The organism is Nitrospiraceae bacterium, assembly GCA_020632595.1.
Classification (GTDB): domain Bacteria; phylum Nitrospirota; class Nitrospiria; order Nitrospirales; family UBA8639; genus Nitrospira_E.
Window position 1 is genome coordinate 1 of sequence record JACKFF010000028.1, and the last position, 18,616, is coordinate 18,616.

Here is an 18,616-nt window from a genome sequence, read left to right on the forward strand (position 1 = left end):
TGCCAGATCAAATGAACATGATTTAATCAATTTTCTAGACATCTCCGAGAGAGGTGTTTGCAGGGATTTCAACACCTTGAATCTCTACCGTCAGGAATAGAAAGCGGGTAGTCCACCATTGCATTCACCTAATTTACTCTGTAAATGCATGAGCTAAATGGTCGGTGATGGGTTTCACGAGATAAGAAAGAATCGTTCGATCCCCTGTTTGGATAAATGCTTCGACAGGCATACCAGGAATCAGTTTCTTTTCTTGTAATTTACCAAGTTCCTCTTCCTCAATAATCAATCGTGCCACATAATAGGTTCCACCCGTCAGCTCATCACGGGTCAGATCGGCAGAAATTGTGGCCACATTGGCCGTTAATTCAGGAGTGGTTCGCTGATTAAATGCCGGGAAACGAACCACAGCAATTTGTCTGGGTTGAACTTGGTCCACGTCCGTTGGTTGAACTTGCGCCTCGACAACCAACACGTCTTCCTGAGGCACAATAAATAGGAGAGTTTCACCAGCTCCAACAACTCCTTCGATGGTATGCACACCCATTTGATGGATAAAACCTGTTCGCGGAGCTCGGATTTCAACTCGTTGCAATTTATCCAATGCGGCAATTCTTTCTTCCTGTAATTGCGCCATTCGTGCACGAACGGATTGTAAGTTTTCCAAGACGCCGGAGCGAAATTCATCTTCAATTTGTAAAATTTGAAGACGGCGTTCACTGATCGTTTCATGGGCTTGGGCCATTTGGGCTTCTAATTCTCCACGATCCCCTAAGAGGTCCGCCCGATCCCGTTTGAAAGCCGTAATTTCACTCGCCATGACTAACCCTTGTGGAAGAAGAGGTTCCAAGGCTTCAAGCCGCTCTTCTGTCAGCCGAATGCTTTCAGTTTTGGCATTTTGCTGTACACCCAACCCTCGAATTTGGTCTTGGATCTGCGCGATCTGCTCTTCCAATTGAGATTTTTTTCCCTGAAGAGTTGAGCGCCGGGTATCTCGTAATGCTCGTTGATCCGAAAGACTACTGGCCACGAAGGTTTCACGTTTGCTGCGCTCCAAAAGATCCGTCGGATATTGCATGAGGACAGCACCATCTCGTTCGGCAATCAACCGGACTTCCTGTGCAGCCAATTCCCCCATCTCACTGGTTATCATGGCCAAATTGGCATTCACCACCGTATCGTCTAACTTCACAAGTAAATCGCCAGCTTGAACTATATCACCATCCCGAACCAAAATTTCCTTCACGATGCCGCCTTCCTGATGTTGAACGCGCTTGGCTTTAGTTTCGACCACAATGAGACCCGGAGCGATGACTGCCCCACTGATTTCTTGAACGGCTGCCCATCCACCAATACCGCCGACCAAGACGAAAATAATCGCCATCCCCCCGGCTAAATGTCGATGAAGACTTCGAATGATTTGGTGTTCCGTGTCAGTCGAAATTTCCGGCATGTAAAACTCCCGGCTCGTTCGATGAGCTTAAGACCTGAGCCAAAACCTCGGCTTTTTTCCCAAAACGGCCTTGGTGTCCATTTTGCATAAAGAGAACATGATCAAGCGACTCAATGGCACTTGGGCGATGCGCAACAACGATGACAATACTGCCTCGATTTCGCATAGTCCGAATAGCTTCTCGGAGAGCCACATCGCCCTCGGCATCAAGGTTAGAGTTAGGTTCGTCTAAAACGAGTAAAAAGGGTGCCCCATACAAAGCACGGGCCAGCCCGATCCGCTGGCATAATCCGGCTGAAAGACGGTTTCCACTTTCCCCGATGACGGTGTCATACCCTTTGGGCAATCCGGTCAAAATGTCATGAAGATTCGCCAATCGGGCGGCAATGAGAATGTCTTCAGAGACCGGATTGGGATCAAAGCGAGAAATATTTTCGGCTACCGTTCCATCAAATAACTCTACATCTTGAGGCAAATATCCAATGGACTTCCCTAACAGCGCCCGATCCCATTGCTTGAGTTCCGCGCCATCAAGTCTCACTGACCCTTTTACCGGTGCCCACACACCGACAAGACCACGAATCAAGGAGGTCTTTCCCGATCCCGATGGACCGATAATCCCGAGCCCATCCCCGGCCTCCAAATGGAAATTGATTCCTTGCACCACCACGGACCGTTCACCTGGCACGGCAACGGCCATGTCCTCCACATCCAGTGATCGACAGGGTGGCGGAAGTTGCATTGCCGGAGTCTGGGGACATGTATACGAAAGGCCTCTGACAGTCCCTTAGCGGCCTGGCGGGCAGCCACAAATCCTTCCAATGGGCCACCGCCTGTTCAGCCGGCGCCAACTCTCGAGAGGTAATGATGGAAGAGGCAATCATCACCCCCGGAGAGAGTTCTTGTTGGATCACTAACCACGCCCCAACCCCAAGAACCCCGGATTGAAGAAGAAACCTGAAGGATTTGATTGCGGTAGAAAAATAGGTAGCTCGGTCAAGAGCCTCTCGTTGAACGGTGAGATACTCCGCATTGTGGTCGTTCCACCGCTTGGTAAACGTCTCTACCATACCCATCGCCGTCAGCACTTCCGCATTGCGGCGCGTAGCCTGGACCATGGCGGCCCGCCGAGCCACAAAGGCTGTCACATTTCGAACAGGTTGGCGGGCCATCACTTCGTTTAAGCCGATCAGTATGGAAATGATCACTGCCCCGGCAAGAGCCAACCACCCAAGATAGGAGTGAAAGAGAAAGATGATAGCCAGATAGACAGGCATCCACGGCACGTCAAAAATAGCTGAGGGGCCGGGACCGGAGAGAAATTGTCGGACGGTATCAAGATCCCTGATCAGATCACGATCACGGAAGTGGCTCCCGAGTTGAAGGGACAGCCCGACATTCGCTTGCAAGCTGTCAGCAGACAGACGTGAATCCACCCAGGCTGAGACCCGAGCCAAGCTTCGGGCTCGGATACCTTCGAGCAATCCGAAAAAGAGGTAGAGTCCGACCACTAATCCCGATAGGACCACCAGCGTGGGAATACTCCGGCTGGTCAACACCCGATCGTAAATTTGAAGCATGAAAAGGGGGCCTGTCAGCATCAGCAGATTGATGACGAGGCTGATGAGACCGACAACCACTAAAGTGGTTTTTCGGAGAGACAAAATTCCCACGACCGGAGAAGCCCCAGGCATACTGCTCAGACCTATCATGTTCATTTTTCACAATCACACAAAACGAAAATCGTCTTGATGCAGATCCGAAGTCAAAACATTCTCAAGCGTAATGGAATTATTGGCGTTTATGGTAATCACGGCGTCGGCGCCATTTTGTGATAGGGCCGCGAGAATTTCGTTAAATGAATCAAATGCATCTGTTTCAATTCGATCGCCGAACCCGGCTCCGGCATGAAAATCCGTAATTCTGTCATGACCAACCGAGGTCCCACGGAACACAAATGTGTCAGGCCCCGCTCCGCCGGTTAATACATCCGCTCCGCCCAAGCCAGTCAAGAGGTCCGCGTTTGCCGTTCCAGTGAGGCTCTCACCATTGGAGGTTCCAGTGATCACGCGAGATCTCAGAGCCAATTCAGTCCAAACCGTACCGTCGTCAAAGACGATTTGTTCAATGGAATCATTCAAATGATTAATTTCGTTCACGATGGTCATTTGATCTGTCGTCCCGGCAAAATTGAGTACCACCGTTTTGACGTTGGGATCTCCACCCAAAGCTACCTCCCCCGGCGTATACCCATGCAGCTCGAGCACGTCGGTGTCGCCTACGCCGTTGTCGTCAATGAGGTCCTGTCCGTCGCCGCGCGTAAACACATACCTGTCCGACCCGTCCATGCCAAACAGCGAATCGTTCCCCAGGCCCCCCGCCAACGTGTCGTTGGACGTAAACCCGGTGATGGCATCGTTGCCCGCCGTCGCCGCCTCCGTCAGCAGCCGCGTCGCCAGGTACGTGTCCGTCCAAATCGTGCCGTCGTCAAAGACCACCTGCTCAATGGTATCAGTCAGGTTGCTGATTTCGTTCACGATGGTCATTTGATCCGTCGTCCCGGTAAACGTCAGCACCACCGTCGCGGTCGTCCCGGTCCGGCCCACCACCACCTCCCCCGGCGTATACCCATGCAGCTCGAGCACGTCGGTGTCGCCTACGCCGTTGTCGTCAATGAGGTCCTGTCCGTCGCCGCGCGTAAACACATACCTGTCCGACCCGTCCATGCCAAACAGCGAATCGTTCCCCAGGCCCCCCGCCAACGTGTCGTTGGACGTAAACCCGGTGATGGCATCGTTGCCCGCCGTCGCCGCCTCCGTCAGCAGCCGCGTCGCCAGGTACGTGTCCGTCCAAATCGTGCCGTCGTCAAAGACCACCTGCTCAATGGTATCAGTCAGGTTGCTGATTTCGTTCACGATGGTCATTTGATCCGTCGTCCCGGTAAACGTCAGCACCACCGTCGCGGTCGTCCCGGTCCGGCCCACCACCACCTCCCCCGGCGTATACCCATGCAGCTCGAGCACGTCGGTGTCGCCTACGCCGTTGTCGTCAATGAGGTCCTGTCCGTCGCCGCGCGTAAACACATACCTGTCCGACCCGTCCATGCCAAACAGCGAATCGTTCCCCAGGCCCCCCGCCAACGTGTCGTTGGACGTAAACCCGGTGATGGCATCGTTGCCCGCCGTCGCCGCCTCCGTCAGCAGCCGCGTCGCCAGGTACGTGTCCGTCCAAATCGTGCCGTCGTCAAAGACCACCTGCTCAATGGTATCAGTCAGGTTGCTGATTTCGTTCACGATGGTCATTTGATCCGTCGTCCCGGTAAACGTCAGCACCACCGTCGCGGTGGTCCCGGTCCGGCCCACCACCACCTCCCCCGGCGTATACCCATGCAGCTCGAGCACGTCGGTGTCGCCTACGCCGTTGTCGTCAATGAGGTCCTGTCCGTCGCCGCGCGTAAACACATACCTGTCCGACCCATCTTTTCCCGAAAGGGTGTCATTCCCGGTACGCCCCACCAGAACATCCGTCGCCGTAGTACCGTTGAGCGTATCATTCCCCGAAGTCCCATTCAGCGCCCCCACATATTCGATGACATTGGCGTAAATCGCTTGGCGATTCCATTCCTCTGCGTCGGCAAAGATCAGCCGTTCGATCCCCTTACCGGTAGTGGTAAATTGTCCGGTGATCCGCACCACCTGTTGGGTGACGTTATCGGTAATCAAGACATCTTGAAGGGTACGCGTCATCGTAACTTGTGAACGAAGCAGATCGGTCAGCTCCAGGGTATCCACGATGACCCCGTTTGTCCCCGTGTCGACGATTTCATCGTTGCCATCTCCGCTGACATAATAATAGGTATCGCCCCCGCCCGTTCCATCCAGAATGTCATCACCCGCACTGGAGAGAAACACATCCGGGTCCTCCGTTCCCACGAGATTATCCGGTCCGCTGGTACCCGGATACTGATTGCCCGAACCCGTCGACAAGAGGGCTTCAATATCGTCCGATGAATACACCTGCCCACCGGAAAAGACAAACCGTTCGACCAGACGGGCATCGGAAAGGAATTGATCCTCGATGGTGAGCGATTCCCCTGTGTCTTGAATTTCCAGACGGAGATCGTCTCCGATTTGGGTCAGGGTCAAATCGGCCAAAATCAACGTCCCGCCGAATTGAATGGTGTCGGGGTCGTGGGAGAAGAGACTGGTATTATCGTCAAAAACGACATCATGACCCGATCCCCGGTCAAACAGATACGTATCCCCGCCGACACCGCCCTCTAACCGATCATTTCCAGCACCCCCGTCCAACACATCCGCGGTGTAAAAACCTCTTATGAGGTCATCCCCCGAAGTCATTTCACCTTGCAGGAGCATGCTACGTAGCGTATTGGGGGTCCATACGGTTCCATTATCGAATCGGACTTCTTCGATTTGGCTGAGCGGCGCGCCAATGACAGGCGAAAAATTTTGATTTTCCAGGGTGAGACTGTCCCCTGAGTCCACGATTCGCAACCGAACATCGTTGATGCCGGTCCCTCGCTCGACCACAACCTCACCGGGCAGTACATCCGAGTCAAATTCGACCACATCGAAGCTCAAATTATCGTAATCGTACGCCACATCCTGTCCGTCGCCCTGACCAAACACATAGGTATCCCCGCCAAAACTTCCTTCCAGTCTGTCGTTGCCTGGTCCACCCTCAAGCTGGTCACCCCACTTAAATCCGACAATGGTATCGTTCCCACTGGTTTGCGCCTCGGCGATCAACCGCAACATCATGTCCTGATTCGTAAGCAGTTGGGACGATCCTTCAAAATAAAACTCTTCGATGCGGTTGGCGTTGAATTCCACCATCTGACTGTCAGCAAACATGTTCTTGATCGTGAGACTGGACCCATCGGCCAGATTGATGTCCAAATCGACACCGTTTCGCACCAAGGTGATATCCTGCGGAGTCAAACTGCCTGTGAAGACTACCCGATCGATACTTCCGCCCAGAAGCGTGGCCTGTGCATCCTCAATCGTGTCATGCCCATAGCCCAATCCAAAGGTATACACATCGTTTTCATTGCCACCGGATAAATAATCATTGCCGGCGCCCCCATCCAACACATCCTGCCGGGAGAACCCATAGATGACATCATCACCCGCGGTGGACATGTCCGTGAGAACCATCGCCATCACGTCCTCGGCGGTTAGGGTCACCACGCTGCCATTCACCAAAAATTCAAACAACTCGATCCGCTCCATCCATTGGGTGCCAAAGGGCCCCGTGTACGCCGCCTCAAACTGCTTAAGAATCGTGAGAGAATCCGAGGACGACAGGGTCATCACCAAATCATTCGAGTTGCCATTCCGGGTAAACGTCACCGCCTCCAAATCCACCCCGGCTCCAAACTTCACCGTGTCGATTTGTCCCGACAAAATGTGGGTAAGATGTTCCTGAATGGTGTCGTGACCATAGCCCACATCGTAAATATAGGTATCGTTTTCATCGCCTCCCGACAAGAGATCGGTCCCCAGACCGCCGTCCAACACATCTTCAAACGAAAACCCGTAGATCGTATCGTCACCATCCGTTTTCTGTTCGGCAACCATTTGCCCCAACACGTCCGACCATTGCAAAAACGTCCCGTCGGAAAATATCAGGACCTCGAGACGATTGAACCATTGCACCCCCAGAGTACCGGTATAGGTGGCCTCGGCAAATTCCTGAATCGTAAAGGTATCGTCGGTCGCATCGATCGTCATGGTAATCGTGGTGGAATCCCCGACTCGGGAGAAAGAAATATCTTCTTGGGTGAGTCCCTGGCCAAACACCAAAAAGTCCGGATCATCCAACAAGAGATACGTTTGTTGATCGATAGCCAGATCGTCACCATATCCAACATCGAAAAAATACACGTCTCCGCCATCGCCACCGGACAACGTGTCGTTCCCCCCGGCACCATCCAGAAAATCCATTTCCCAGGTTCCGGTAATCGTTTGATCCCCGGTCAAAGGACGAGAAACCGCCTCGGCGATGTCGATGGACCGCCAGACCGTGCCATCGGCAAATACGATTTCATTAATCCCGCGATCCGGATTGAGATTGGTGCCAAATAAATCCGGCTTCTCTCCGATAAATTGGTCAAGAATCCGAAGTTCATGCGACGTCCCTGCCAGGGTCATGACCAAGTCGATGCCGTCTCGGGTGAAGACCAAATCTTCCGGGTTATAATGGGCAAACCGCACGATATCTTGATAATTCTCTGTCAGAAGAGGTTCAAAATCATCAATCACATCCTGGCCAAAATCCCGGCCCACCACGTAGACATCATGCCCGCTTTCGCCTTTCAGGACTTGATCCCCGGCCCCCAGGTAGAACAGATTCACCCCGTTATCGCCCACCACTTCACCAGCCCCGATGGCAAGCAACTCCTCCGGCACGCCAAGGGTAACGGCCGCCGTCTCAAGATCGATCGCCAAGCCGACGTTTTCATAGGCCGCCACGATGTTGGTAAACAGAAAGGAATGCGTATTTTGCAAATGATCTCCCCCAAACCGCTTGAAATTTTCAAACACCACATCGAAAATTTCATTCCAAGACACCAGCCAATCCAAGGTGCCTTGGGCTGTAGCCGGTGCCGCCGAGAACACCGACTCGAACATCGGCACCAAATCCCGGTTGGTGGTGGCATGCAGGGCATCGACTTCCAGATCATATTCTACTCCGGCAAAATACGATTGGAGCGGACCCTGGGCCGCCAGACGCACAGCCAACGCATCCATGCGGGTCACCAACAATTCCAACAGCCCTTCAAACGCCGCAATCGCCGCAAGGTTGCCTTCGGCCACCTGATCCACCGGAATGGCCTCACCCATGAACCGTTCCAGAAACGAAATTTGCTTCCCTTGAATGACTTCCCATTCCCCTTCCTCTCCAGGACTGAAGGCCAAAATCTCAGCCAAAGTCGGATCGGGAATCGTTACCCCATTGCCATCCTTCACAATTTTCCCACTAGCCAAATACCAGTCGCCGGACGGATCTTGCACGGCAAAGTCCACGATCTCGGTGCCCTCGGCGGTACGATTCACAAAGGCATGCACATCCGGCCTGACCGGAGCGATGGTGGCCGTCGAACCCAAATCCACGTCCGCCCAGGCTTCCAGTACCGGCAGCACCCGTTCCCGGAGCGTGGCCAGGTCCACCACGTTCAAGGTCGGCAGCACCGTATTCAACGTACTTTGAAGAGCACCCGTCGTATCCAGAGTCATGGCCACATGGAGGTCGGCCAAAGTCCCATGGCCTTTCAAATTGGGTAAAGAAGCGACTGATGGATCGACCGTGGCATCCCCCAGGCAGGCCGAATCATAATTATTGATCCGGAATTTCACATCGGCCAGCTCTCTCGTCGTTCCGTCGGTCCGCGTAAAACTACCCGTTTCCGCCACCAGATTGGTCGTGTTATCCACCCCGCTCGGCGTGGCCGTGAGCGACAGGGAGGCAATGCCCAACTCCGCCAGCGTGGAGAGTTCGCCTGCATCCACCGTGGCGTTCTGGTTCAGATCCTGCCACACCCGCAGGTCGGCAAAGATCGCGTCCTGCACGTTTATCACCCCATCCGCATTGCCATCATGCGTGGCCAGCTCCGCAAACCCCGAGGTGCTGGGGTTCCCAAACAGCTCGCCGATGTCATCGATCTGCCCGTTGGCGTTCTGATCGAACACCAATAACCCATCGTCCGGCCGCACCCACCCCGTCTGTTCGGCAAAGCCATCGCCATCCAGATCGAACACGGGCGAGAGAGGCGTGCGGGCCGTCAGCTCCAGCCCATCCCCATCCAGATCCAGCACCAAAGGATCGACCCCTTCAAAAAGCGACACCCCCAGCAGCGCCTTGTACATATAGCCAAACACCAACTGGAAAAATTCATAGAGCCCCTTGCCGGTATCATTGTTCACCAGCAGGATGCGCTCCATGTCGTATTCGAACACCAGGAGCCCCGCCGTGCGGCCGCTCAGGGGCGTCTCCGGCCCCACGTCGGCATTGGTCACAAACGTGGCGCCCCAACCGAGACTCTTGCCAAACGCGCTCTCAATGACTAAGTCGCCTTGGGCATTCATCCCGTAGCGAAACAAAAAGGCCCCGTAGGCCCAGGGATCTTCGGATGCTTCCCACCGTTGTCCGCCCCACAGGTCTAAACCAAAGGCTTTGATATGGTCCTCGGGTGTGGCATCTTCAATCAAGGTATGGTTGGAAAAGTAAAACGTGTCCGCACCCACTCCGCCGGTCATGCGGGTGCCCGGCGTCAGGGAAAAGAGGGTGTCGTTACCAGCACCCCCAAAGAGGTCATTGTCGGCTCCCCCAAACGACAGAATGATATCATCCCCGCTACTGCCATCCAGCGTGGCATCGCTGGCTTGAATGGCCACCAGCACGTCATCGCCCGAGCCCCCATCGATCAGTTCTCCATCCGGCCCCACGACGAGCGTATCATCCCCGCCGTTACCGTAAATCGTCTGGACCCCGGCGATATAATTCCAAAAACCTTGCAACAGAGACACCCCGGAGCCGCTCCCTGAGCCGACCTGCCCAGCGCTCTCCGTATCTATCACCGTTTCAAAATTCTTAAACGACACATCCCCGGCTTGCCCCGCCCCATTAACCAAACTGGGAATCTGCAGGGACCCCGTAAATTGGGAAAAGTCCAGGGTATCCTCTCCAGCCCCACCATCGATTTCGAGTGTGCCACCGGTCCACGCATAACTGGCAGCCTGAAGGACGCTATTGCTGCCGTTGATGACGACGGTATCGTTCTGAACCGTACCGACAATCCTCTCGATGGAATATAAATAATCCTTGCTACCATACCCGTCATTCTCGATCCACACGGGATGCTTATCCAAAATCGCCGCGCCGGACCCCAGATCCAAGCGGACGGTGATGGCGCCTGGCGTCGGTGCTCCATGATCGCCCTGCGAATAGTCCGCCGTGTCGGTGCCATCGGCCGGGTAAATCGTCATATGTTCCCCGCCGTGCAGCACATCGTCGCCGCTCCCCCCAACGAGGATGTCGTCGCCCGCCCCCCCTAGCAAAATATCCTTGCCCTCTTGGCCATACAGCCGATCAATCCCATCACGACCCAACAGCATATTATTATCTTTGTTGCCCTTCACTTGATCGTTGGTACCCAATCCCACGAACAAGCCGGTCCTGCTGGGATTGGACGTCTCCGCATTGGGCTCGGGTTCGCTCAGGGTCACATCTAACGCCCCCGTCCCCAAGGCAAAATCAATCCGGTTGATGACGGAGGAATTATCCGTCGTCGCATCCCCGTACAACCGCTGCATGCTGGCCAGTAACACGGCTGCCGCCGGATCGGTGGCGAAGAAGGGATCCAGCATGGACTGAATGCCAACCACCTCCACTGGCTTGTTCGGATCTATCCCTCCTACGTTCCACAGCCCTTTGGTCAGATCGGCTCTTAACAATCGATCATTCTCATACACGGTTAAAAATCCCTCCTCGGGTTTTTTATCCGTGTGTTGGGTGTAATCGACGTGGTTGAGGGCCATTTGCCCTCCAAACTGGACGATGGCTTCCGCCAAATGGGGGGCTGTATCCGAAAACCCAGTTGGCGCTTTGCCTTCGGTTATAGCCTTACCCACTGCGTTCGCATCCTCAAACAAGGCTCGAATGCCCGTATTCCCAAAGACCAGGGTGCCATTTCCCTGCGCATCCTTTTCCAAGGCTGAATAGGCAATGGCCGATTTCACATCATCCGCATCGTGAAGAGAAGCAGTGGATTGAATGGCCTGCTGACTCACTTCCTCATTAAAAAAGGCCCTCATGATCGGTTCTACAATGGAAACCCAATCGTTGGTCGGCACGCTTTGATCCGCATACATTAACGTCACAAGGAGCGCTTGCGAATGGAGCTGGGTAAATGGGTTTAAAAATGTGAGAAGATTAGCAATTGTCCCGTTGGAGCTAACGGAGGACTGTTCCGTATTTTGAAGGAGTCTAAACAATTCGAGAAACTCCCCTGGAACATAATAGGTCTTTAAGTTGTCTGAAATGGTCGGAGCCCACGGATTGAACCCGTTGTACAAATCATTAACAAGCGGCTGCCAAACTGAATCGCCAGAATTGGCATGGGTATAAGCACTGTTGGCTGCGAGCTCAAAGGGCATATTGTCGAATAGGAAGGCATTTTGTTTATATAACGCCCCAATAAAACCAGCCAGCCCCCCACCCAACGAATGACCGATCAAGGTCGCCAATCCCGCCGTGCTCGGATTACCATTTGCCGTTCCGGTCACCGCCTGAAAGAATTCGGCCGCCAGCTTTGCTTGTTCAGTAATGGGCGCCCCAGCACCGGTGCCATAGCCATTCCAAAGGTCACTCCCTCCTTCCGGATCATCTGTCCAAGGTATACTGAAATTGTTATCGGTTCCCCGGTACGAGATGATGGTGTCCCCATTCCACTGATACGCCACCGCGTAGAAGCCGGCGGCTTGGGCTGCATTGGAAAGTTGAGCATCCTCAAGATTATAGGAAACTGTTGCGGTTCCGATCTGGACACTTCCATCGGATGCCTCTGACAAACCTGCAATTCCCGTATTATACCCACGGTTATAGGAATCCATGGATAAAATCGCATACATGAGTTCTTGTGAAATGCTCATTTCACTTTCTCCTTTTTACCTTTAACTCATTTCTGAGACGTATCTTTCAATGACTTTTCATAATAAACTTGGTGATGCCAATAGTCTCGTAACCTCGTGGACTGTTATTAGGCACATGAAAAGGAGGAGGATCTCGTCGATCCGTTCCTTGTGCCAGCCACCATCCCAACACCTGCTCAATCTTTCCCTCGGTCACCGGCTCGTCGGTAATTTCCAAGGTGATGCGTTTAAGCTCAATGCCTGGCCCAAACGTGGCCGCCAAGTTATCCGGATCCACCACCTTGACCGTCGTCGGATCGGTGAGATCCGTGAAGGTCACCAAGAGGGGATACCGATCAAGAGGAATGGTCAACGTTTGTCCCTTTGCGGCTTGGACTAATGAAAATTCCTGTGGGCCACGCGCCCACCCCTTTTGGCCGGTCATCATCTGCGTGGCCACATCAGCAGCATACGATGAATGTCCTGCAACGCTTATTAATCCAAAGAGTACTCCGCGTCCTGGAATCTCCACATAGGGAGCTTCCCCGCGTATCCCTCCAAGCCACTCTGGCCCATTCGCTGCGCCGATCGGATCATTTTTGCGCCAACTCACCTTCATCACACTGGCACCCGTCAAGACCTGGCCATCGACTTCCACTTCAATGGTCATCTTCTGATGCCAGGTGTAGGGAAACCAAAAATGTTGACAATAGGCCACCGACACCCCCACCAACACCAATACACCAATAAGAACTGCTTTTTTCATGCCTTGTGGCTCCATCCTGGAAATTGATTTATAGATGCCCGCGTCCTTGCAGGGTCCAGTCCGTATCCTTTGCTCTACTATCAAGCCCCTGTCGTTTGGCCCTGGCGAGTCGTTGCTTCGCTTGCTTTGGCGGCATTTTTAGGGCCCGCTTCCATTGGTCGCAACGCAAACCGCTTATATGTCTTGTCTTTGAACACCGACTCTTCGAGTTTCTTCACTAAGGCCTGGGCCACGTCCTTGGGGGCCAGCACGGCGAGTAGCCAGGGAATCTTCCCGCTCTTCCATTCATGTGGAGCCAAGCGAAAGGGGATATTGGCTTGTTGTTGCGCTTCCAATTTTTTGTCTACCTCGTCGGAGACATGCGCCCACAGAGCCATACCCAACGGGATAGTCAATCCGTTTTGATCTTTCAATTTGCCTCTCACGGTCGTCACCTGATTGGTGGCCAACGCCGGAATGACCAGCCATTCCAAATCCGCGAGGCTCATGTGCTTATACACGGGCGAAAAACTCAACAGCGCCACGATCTCTCCAAAGGTGGCTGTGGCAACCCGAGCTTTTTGACCGGCTTCCGGCGTGTTGGACGTTTGACCACCATCCCCGTTGGACTGGTCCGTATGATCTTGCACGCCGTTCACGCTGTCTTGTGGCGTATCCACGTGGTCAGAGTTTGGCAATGAAGATGGAACGTGGGATTTCGAGAGTATCTGATCCATGCGTCGAGTCTCCTCTTTTTCTCAAACACGATTTCGATGTGTGGAACGCTGTCTACGCTTGGCACCGAACAGGTCCTAAGTTGTTTCCGGAAAATCTTGCGTCCCCTCTTTCCTCACGAGTGGGGAACTGTACCAAAGTCCATAAAAAAATATACCTGTCCCTAGGACAGGGAGGGGATCTACGTAGTGTCGTTTCCGGCCCTTCCACCCGGCTATAGCCCCCGGAACCTCCTTCCTCCACCATGTCAGAGAGCTCCCTCGTGTCATTCAAGCATACGAACCTAATAGTCCCTCTCTCCGGGAGACCTCAAGATGGGTTCGCCCCCCTTTGGGATGTCGGAGCCCGGCCGCGTGTCGGGAATCTTGCCACGTGTGTCCGATGAGGGGGCCGGCTGCCAGCGAGATATCAATCTTGCTTCCTATAAACTCTCTCGTGATGAAATCTGCAATTTATGAAAAATATTTGAAAGGTGAAATTTGACCGTACGGAGAGAAATGTGAAGGGTATGGGCGACCTCTTTATTGGTTTTGCCGGTTCGGATTTCCGCTACAATTTGCCGTTCCCTCTGGGTTAGATGTCGTAGGTTCGCTTCTTGGTATCCTTGGCTGTTTTCTTCGAGCCTCAGCAGTTTGCCCGGCGGCCGCTCAAGCCGGGTCACCAGACGATCAGTGACAAGGCCCATCACTACATTCATAATTGGAAAGAAACGGATACAGGTTTGGAACGTTCCAGCGTGCGTCTTCCAGATCCATTCAGTTTCAGTCGGTTGGGCAGACGCCCATGTCCGGTTGATGGCTGAGAGGACGGCTTGAGCTTCCGGTTGGCCCAGGACTTCCTGAATGGTTTTGCCAATAAGGGCCTTCCCTCCCAAGAAATGGCCATGGACCGGATTGGGGTATTGGCAATCCCGATAGATACCCTCCCGGTCCCAAATAAATATTTTATGGGCTGAGATTCCCCATCCCTGTCCCCAGATTCGTGAACTATCCGGTTCCACAATGGTTCTTGCGCACGTAGCGGGCCGCACCCGTACCATGTCCGCACTCCTTTCTTGATGACCGGCCCCGACCTCGTTCGATCCCGGTGCCTGGCTTCTCAGCAGCACATTAACTCACATTCGTTGAAATACATCAATAGAATTGATGTTCAACCGTTCGCGTTTTCCTATCGAGTGTAAATGGACCACAATGACGCACCGATTGATTTTTTGATCCAGGAATCTTGAGGCCAACAGATTCATTGGTAACATCCCCCAAATGAGGGGGAAAATCGTTTGAGCATCAAGATCGTGGTAATGGGGGCTAATATTGCTTTGAATTCTTTCAACGAACCCTGTAAGTTTCACTCAATCAAGAATGGCCTTATCAATGATTTTTTGAGGTGCGTCTCCCTATGATTGAAGGTTCTCGCGCAGAGATTCGTGCTTTTCCACTTCTGATGTTACTCATTACCAGTATGTTAAGTTGGTTTTTTCCGGATCAACCCAGCTGGGGAGCCACCCTTGGCCGAGAATCAGAGCCTCCCCTTCCAATATTACGGTTGAGTTTACGAGATGCCATGGCTGCCTCGGTAGAACAAAATCCCACGATTCAGTTATTTCGGGAACGTATCACTCAAGCTCAGGATGTGGCGGACGCGCAGCTCGGCGCATTACTTCCCAATTTGTCCGGGCGCATGAGTGGGGCCCGGCGGCGGCTGTTTTTCGGATCTTTTGGCCGGGATCCGGTAGTGGCGGATCCTGACCGATTGTATGAAGCCCGGGCCCTGCTGACGCAAAATTTGTTCAGCCTCAGTTTACTTCACAAATGGCGAGCGGCTCGGGCTGGAGTCGATGTGGCTGGCATGAATGCCGAGGCGACCCGCTTGGAAACCATGGCCACCGTCGGCCTTATCTACATGGAGGTATTGCGGGCTCAAGCCACGGTTAATGCCCGTCTGGCCGACGTGACTCTCAATCAGGAACTTCTTCGACTCACCACTCAACGTCAGGTAGCTGGCATGGCTACGCGCCTAGATGTCAACCGCGCCCATGTGCGATTCAAAAATGAACGGCAACGCTGGCTGGTGGCGCGAAATGATTGGACTCGCGCAAAACTTAATCTTATTCGGGGGATCGGTCTTTCATTTGACATCGATCTGGTATTGACCGATGAAATGGTACTGACCTCAGTCCCGGAGCAATCCCTCCAGGAAGCCTTACATGTGGCACAGACCCAACGGGTAGAGTTGCAACGACAAAAACACAAGGAACGCCTAGCGGCCCTCACCTTACACTCCGTTACCAGTGAGCGCATTCCCTCTTTGCAAGCTTCGGGAGATGTCGGGCTGATTGGCAATGAAGTCTCAAAAATGTTGACGAATGATAATATTCAACTGCTGTTGACCATTCCGATTTTTGACGGCGGCCAACGGGAAGGGCGAATCTCGGAAAGTCGAAGCTTGGTCCGGCAAGAACGTATTACAACTCTCGATGTGACGTATCAAATCTCCTTGGAAGTCCGGGATGCTTTTTCGTCCTTGCATTCCGCCCGGGAACAGGTTACCGAGGCCGAAGAAGGGTTGGCCTTGTCCTTACAAGAAGTAGAGTTGGCCAGGCGGCGCTTTGCCGCAGGAGCGGCCACCAATATCGAAGTGACCGATGCACAAACCGCAGTCGCAAAAGCTCGAGACAATGTGATTGAGGCTCTGTTCCAGTTCAATGTTGCCCGGATTAATCTAGCCTATGCCCAAGGCCGCCTGGCAGAATTATAATCTTTTTAGACAAAATGGCGCTCTTTTCCCTTTCCCTCGATCTGCTCCACATTGACGAGATGTTCCCGGACCCTATCGGGATCGACCCGATTTCATTCGGACCAGCGCTTCTCACGGCACCTGTGGAGGCCAAGCCAGCCGTTGAAGGCCCAGCCATAGATTTTGGGCGGTTTTGCGTCCATCAGGATTTTGGCTTCTTCGTGAGCCCTTCAGGCCAAGGCCACAGCATTAATCATTTGGCCTGCTCGTGGCCACTCTTCTGATGATATCCACTGTTCCCTAGCCTGGATAAATCCAAGGGTGTCCACTCCCCATCGATTTCGTGGGGACGGCCAAACTGGAGCATGCCTTGGCTCAGAGCGTAATGAGAAGTCTGAAACAGTTCATTTCCACCCTGAACCGTGACGGTGTCGTCTTGCACGGTTTCCCCTCAAACTCTATTTGATCGATAAAAGAATAAATCAAAATGGGATTAAGAAACCTCATTCTGCATTTATTTCACTCCAAGTGTTCATTGTAATCTCCTAATCAAACTTGGGTTTGTTTGTGCTATCAGCGAAGATTTTTACATCCGGAAAACCAACCTGCCGGCAACATGCCTCAAAGATTTTCCCACAACCCCTTTCTCTGTGCTGTATCTCCTTTAACGGGAGGAGTAGTAGCGTTATATCCTTTGAGTTCCTAAAGTGTCCGGGTGGTTTGGTCAGAACCACTCCCATTATGAAATAGGATTTTCCTAGCAAGGGAGCCCTTGAAGCTTCCAAATCTTCAGGCCGTCATCGGGCCGCACCCATCCGGTCTGTTCGGCAAAGCCATCGCCGTCCAGATCGAACACGGGCGAGAGATTCGTGCGGGCCGTCAGCTCCAGCCCATCCCCATCCAGATCCAGCACCAAGGGATCGACCCCTTCAAAGAGCGACACCCTCAGCAACTCCTTGTACATATAGCCAAACACCAACTGGAAGAATTCATAGAGCCCCTTCCCGGTTTCGTTGTTCTCTAGGAGGATGCGTTCTATATCGTATTCAAACACCAGGAACCCGGCTGTTCTTTCACTCAACGGGGTGGTCGGGTCGACATTCGGGTTGGCCACAAAGGAAGGCCTCGCAGATTGTTTACTGTGCAGCGGTAAACCTAGATCGAATTATGTATGGACAAGTAGCGGAAACCGGAAAGGAGATAGGCATCTCAGCTGTACGCCATCTGCCAATCTGGTCAAACAGTGGACGGAACTGGCCAGACTGAATCCAAAACGGCACAGTACCCAATCCATCCATCGCCCTAAATCTGTCCTCATATACGACCAGATGCAAACCTTCGCAGCTTGCCGCACCTCTTAGAACACAAGAGCATCGGCAACACCGCGATGTACTTTGGAGTGGATTAGCGCAAGGGGCTTGATTATGCCAAACGGATTACAAGCCAAGGGAGTCTCACCAGAGATTTTCTTGGCTGAATATGCCACACAACCCTCCCCTCAATCAGTATACATTGAAAATGTATTGTCCCTCTTTCGGCGGGGTGTTAATTCTTTCTTGCTGAGAATTCCTGTTTGCCAATGACGGCCATGATCTCAATGCCATGATCAATCAATCGGTAATACACTGCATGGACCCCATACACACTCCGACGATACCCTTCCCGAATATAATCAACGGCAGCATATAAATAGGGCTGTTCAGCGAGTTGTTCAAAATGCTGTTCTAGCCCATCGTAATATCGGATCGCCTGATCAAAGCCAAAGGCATCAATCCCAAAGCTGAGAATATTTTCTAAATCGCGCTCGGCCTCCTTCGATAACTCATACCTTGGCATTCTGCCGCTTTCTCTTTAACACTCGCTCTTTGATTTCTTTTGGCCTGGCGGTACTCCTCCCGCTTTGTTCGGCTTGGGTGAGCTTGGCGCGAAGCCCTGCAATTTCTTGCTCTTCCTCACGAGCCTTCCGAATTAAGGCATTCACCGCTTCACTATTGCTTTTATACTCCCCTTCAATATCCACCACCCTTTTTAACCACTCACTATTGGGGTCGGTAAATGAAATCGTTTGACGTGGCATACGTAATCCTCCTCCTCAGTTTAAAAACTGACGGTGTCATATTACACCATAAACACACCACTTGAAAGTGGAGGTTTGTCTATGGTCTCACTACACTCTGAGGGGAAAGGGCTATTTTGCTTTACTGATATCTAGCATTCGCCATAGATCAAGTGCATAAAAAAAGAGGTGTAAATATGAACCAGGCAGAGAAAGACAGAGTTAGAAATAAACCAAGAATC

The 18,616-nt window shown here is 52.8% G+C and carries 10 protein-coding genes and 1 pseudogene; 1 reads left to right on the forward strand and 10 read right to left on the reverse strand.

Annotated features, from left to right (window positions below; genetic code table 11):
- Positions 1-133: 133 nt before the first annotated feature.
- From H6750_21085 to H6750_21110, 6 genes and pseudogenes are all read right to left on the reverse strand, one after another.
- A complete protein-coding gene (locus H6750_21085) occupies positions 134-1,453 on the reverse strand; it encodes an HlyD family type I secretion periplasmic adaptor subunit (protein MCB9776809.1) in 1,320 nt (439 codons plus the stop codon).
- Positions 1,434-3,165, reverse strand: a pseudogene (locus tag H6750_21090) (type I secretion system permease/ATPase). Before H6750_21090 ends, H6750_21085 begins: the two are co-directional and overlap by 20 nt.
- 15 nt (positions 3,166-3,180) lie before the next feature.
- Positions 3,181-12,126 carry a hypothetical protein gene (locus H6750_21095; GenBank protein ID MCB9776810.1) on the reverse strand — a complete coding sequence of 2,982 codons (8,946 nt, stop codon included), beginning with the start codon at positions 12,124-12,126 and terminating at the stop codon, positions 3,181-3,183.
- A gap of 46 nt (positions 12,127-12,172) precedes the next feature.
- A complete protein-coding gene (locus H6750_21100; GenBank protein MCB9776811.1) occupies positions 12,173-12,871 on the reverse strand; it encodes a hypothetical protein in 699 nt (232 codons plus the stop codon).
- 80 nt (positions 12,872-12,951) lie between these two features.
- Positions 12,952-13,587, reverse strand: a complete 636-nt coding sequence (locus H6750_21105) for a toxin-activating lysine-acyltransferase (GenBank protein ID MCB9776812.1) — start codon at positions 13,585-13,587, stop codon at positions 12,952-12,954.
- A gap of 419 nt (positions 13,588-14,006) precedes the next feature.
- Positions 14,007-14,624 (reverse strand): response regulator transcription factor, encoded by a 618-nt coding sequence (locus tag H6750_21110; protein ID MCB9776813.1) that lies wholly within the window; start codon positions 14,622-14,624, stop codon positions 14,007-14,009.
- Positions 14,625-14,980: 356 nt separating this feature from the next.
- Between H6750_21110 and H6750_21115 the strand changes: the two genes are divergently transcribed.
- Positions 14,981-16,339, forward strand: a complete 1,359-nt coding sequence (locus H6750_21115) for a TolC family protein (protein MCB9776814.1) — start codon at positions 14,981-14,983, stop codon at positions 16,337-16,339.
- Positions 16,340-16,571: 232 nt separating this feature from the next.
- On the opposite strand, the gene H6750_21120 is transcribed toward H6750_21115, so the two are convergent.
- The 4 genes from H6750_21120 to H6750_21135 form a co-directional block, all read right to left on the reverse strand.
- Positions 16,572-16,760, reverse strand: coding sequence for a hypothetical protein (locus H6750_21120; GenBank protein MCB9776815.1), 189 nt, complete (start codon positions 16,758-16,760; stop codon positions 16,572-16,574).
- 315 nt (positions 16,761-17,075) lie between these two features.
- Complete coding sequence (locus tag H6750_21125; GenBank protein MCB9776816.1) at positions 17,076-17,432, reverse strand: hypothetical protein; 357 nt, start codon at positions 17,430-17,432, stop codon at positions 17,076-17,078.
- Positions 17,433-17,863: 431 nt separating this feature from the next.
- Positions 17,864-18,154 (reverse strand): type II toxin-antitoxin system RelE/ParE family toxin, encoded by a 291-nt coding sequence (locus H6750_21130; protein ID MCB9776817.1) that lies wholly within the window; start codon positions 18,152-18,154, stop codon positions 17,864-17,866.
- Positions 18,141-18,395: a type II toxin-antitoxin system ParD family antitoxin gene (locus H6750_21135; protein MCB9776818.1), complete on the reverse strand. Its 255-nt coding sequence runs from the start codon at positions 18,393-18,395 to the stop codon at positions 18,141-18,143. The genes H6750_21130 and H6750_21135 overlap by 14 nt, the downstream gene beginning before the upstream one ends.
- Between the last annotated feature and the right edge of the window lie 221 nt (positions 18,396-18,616).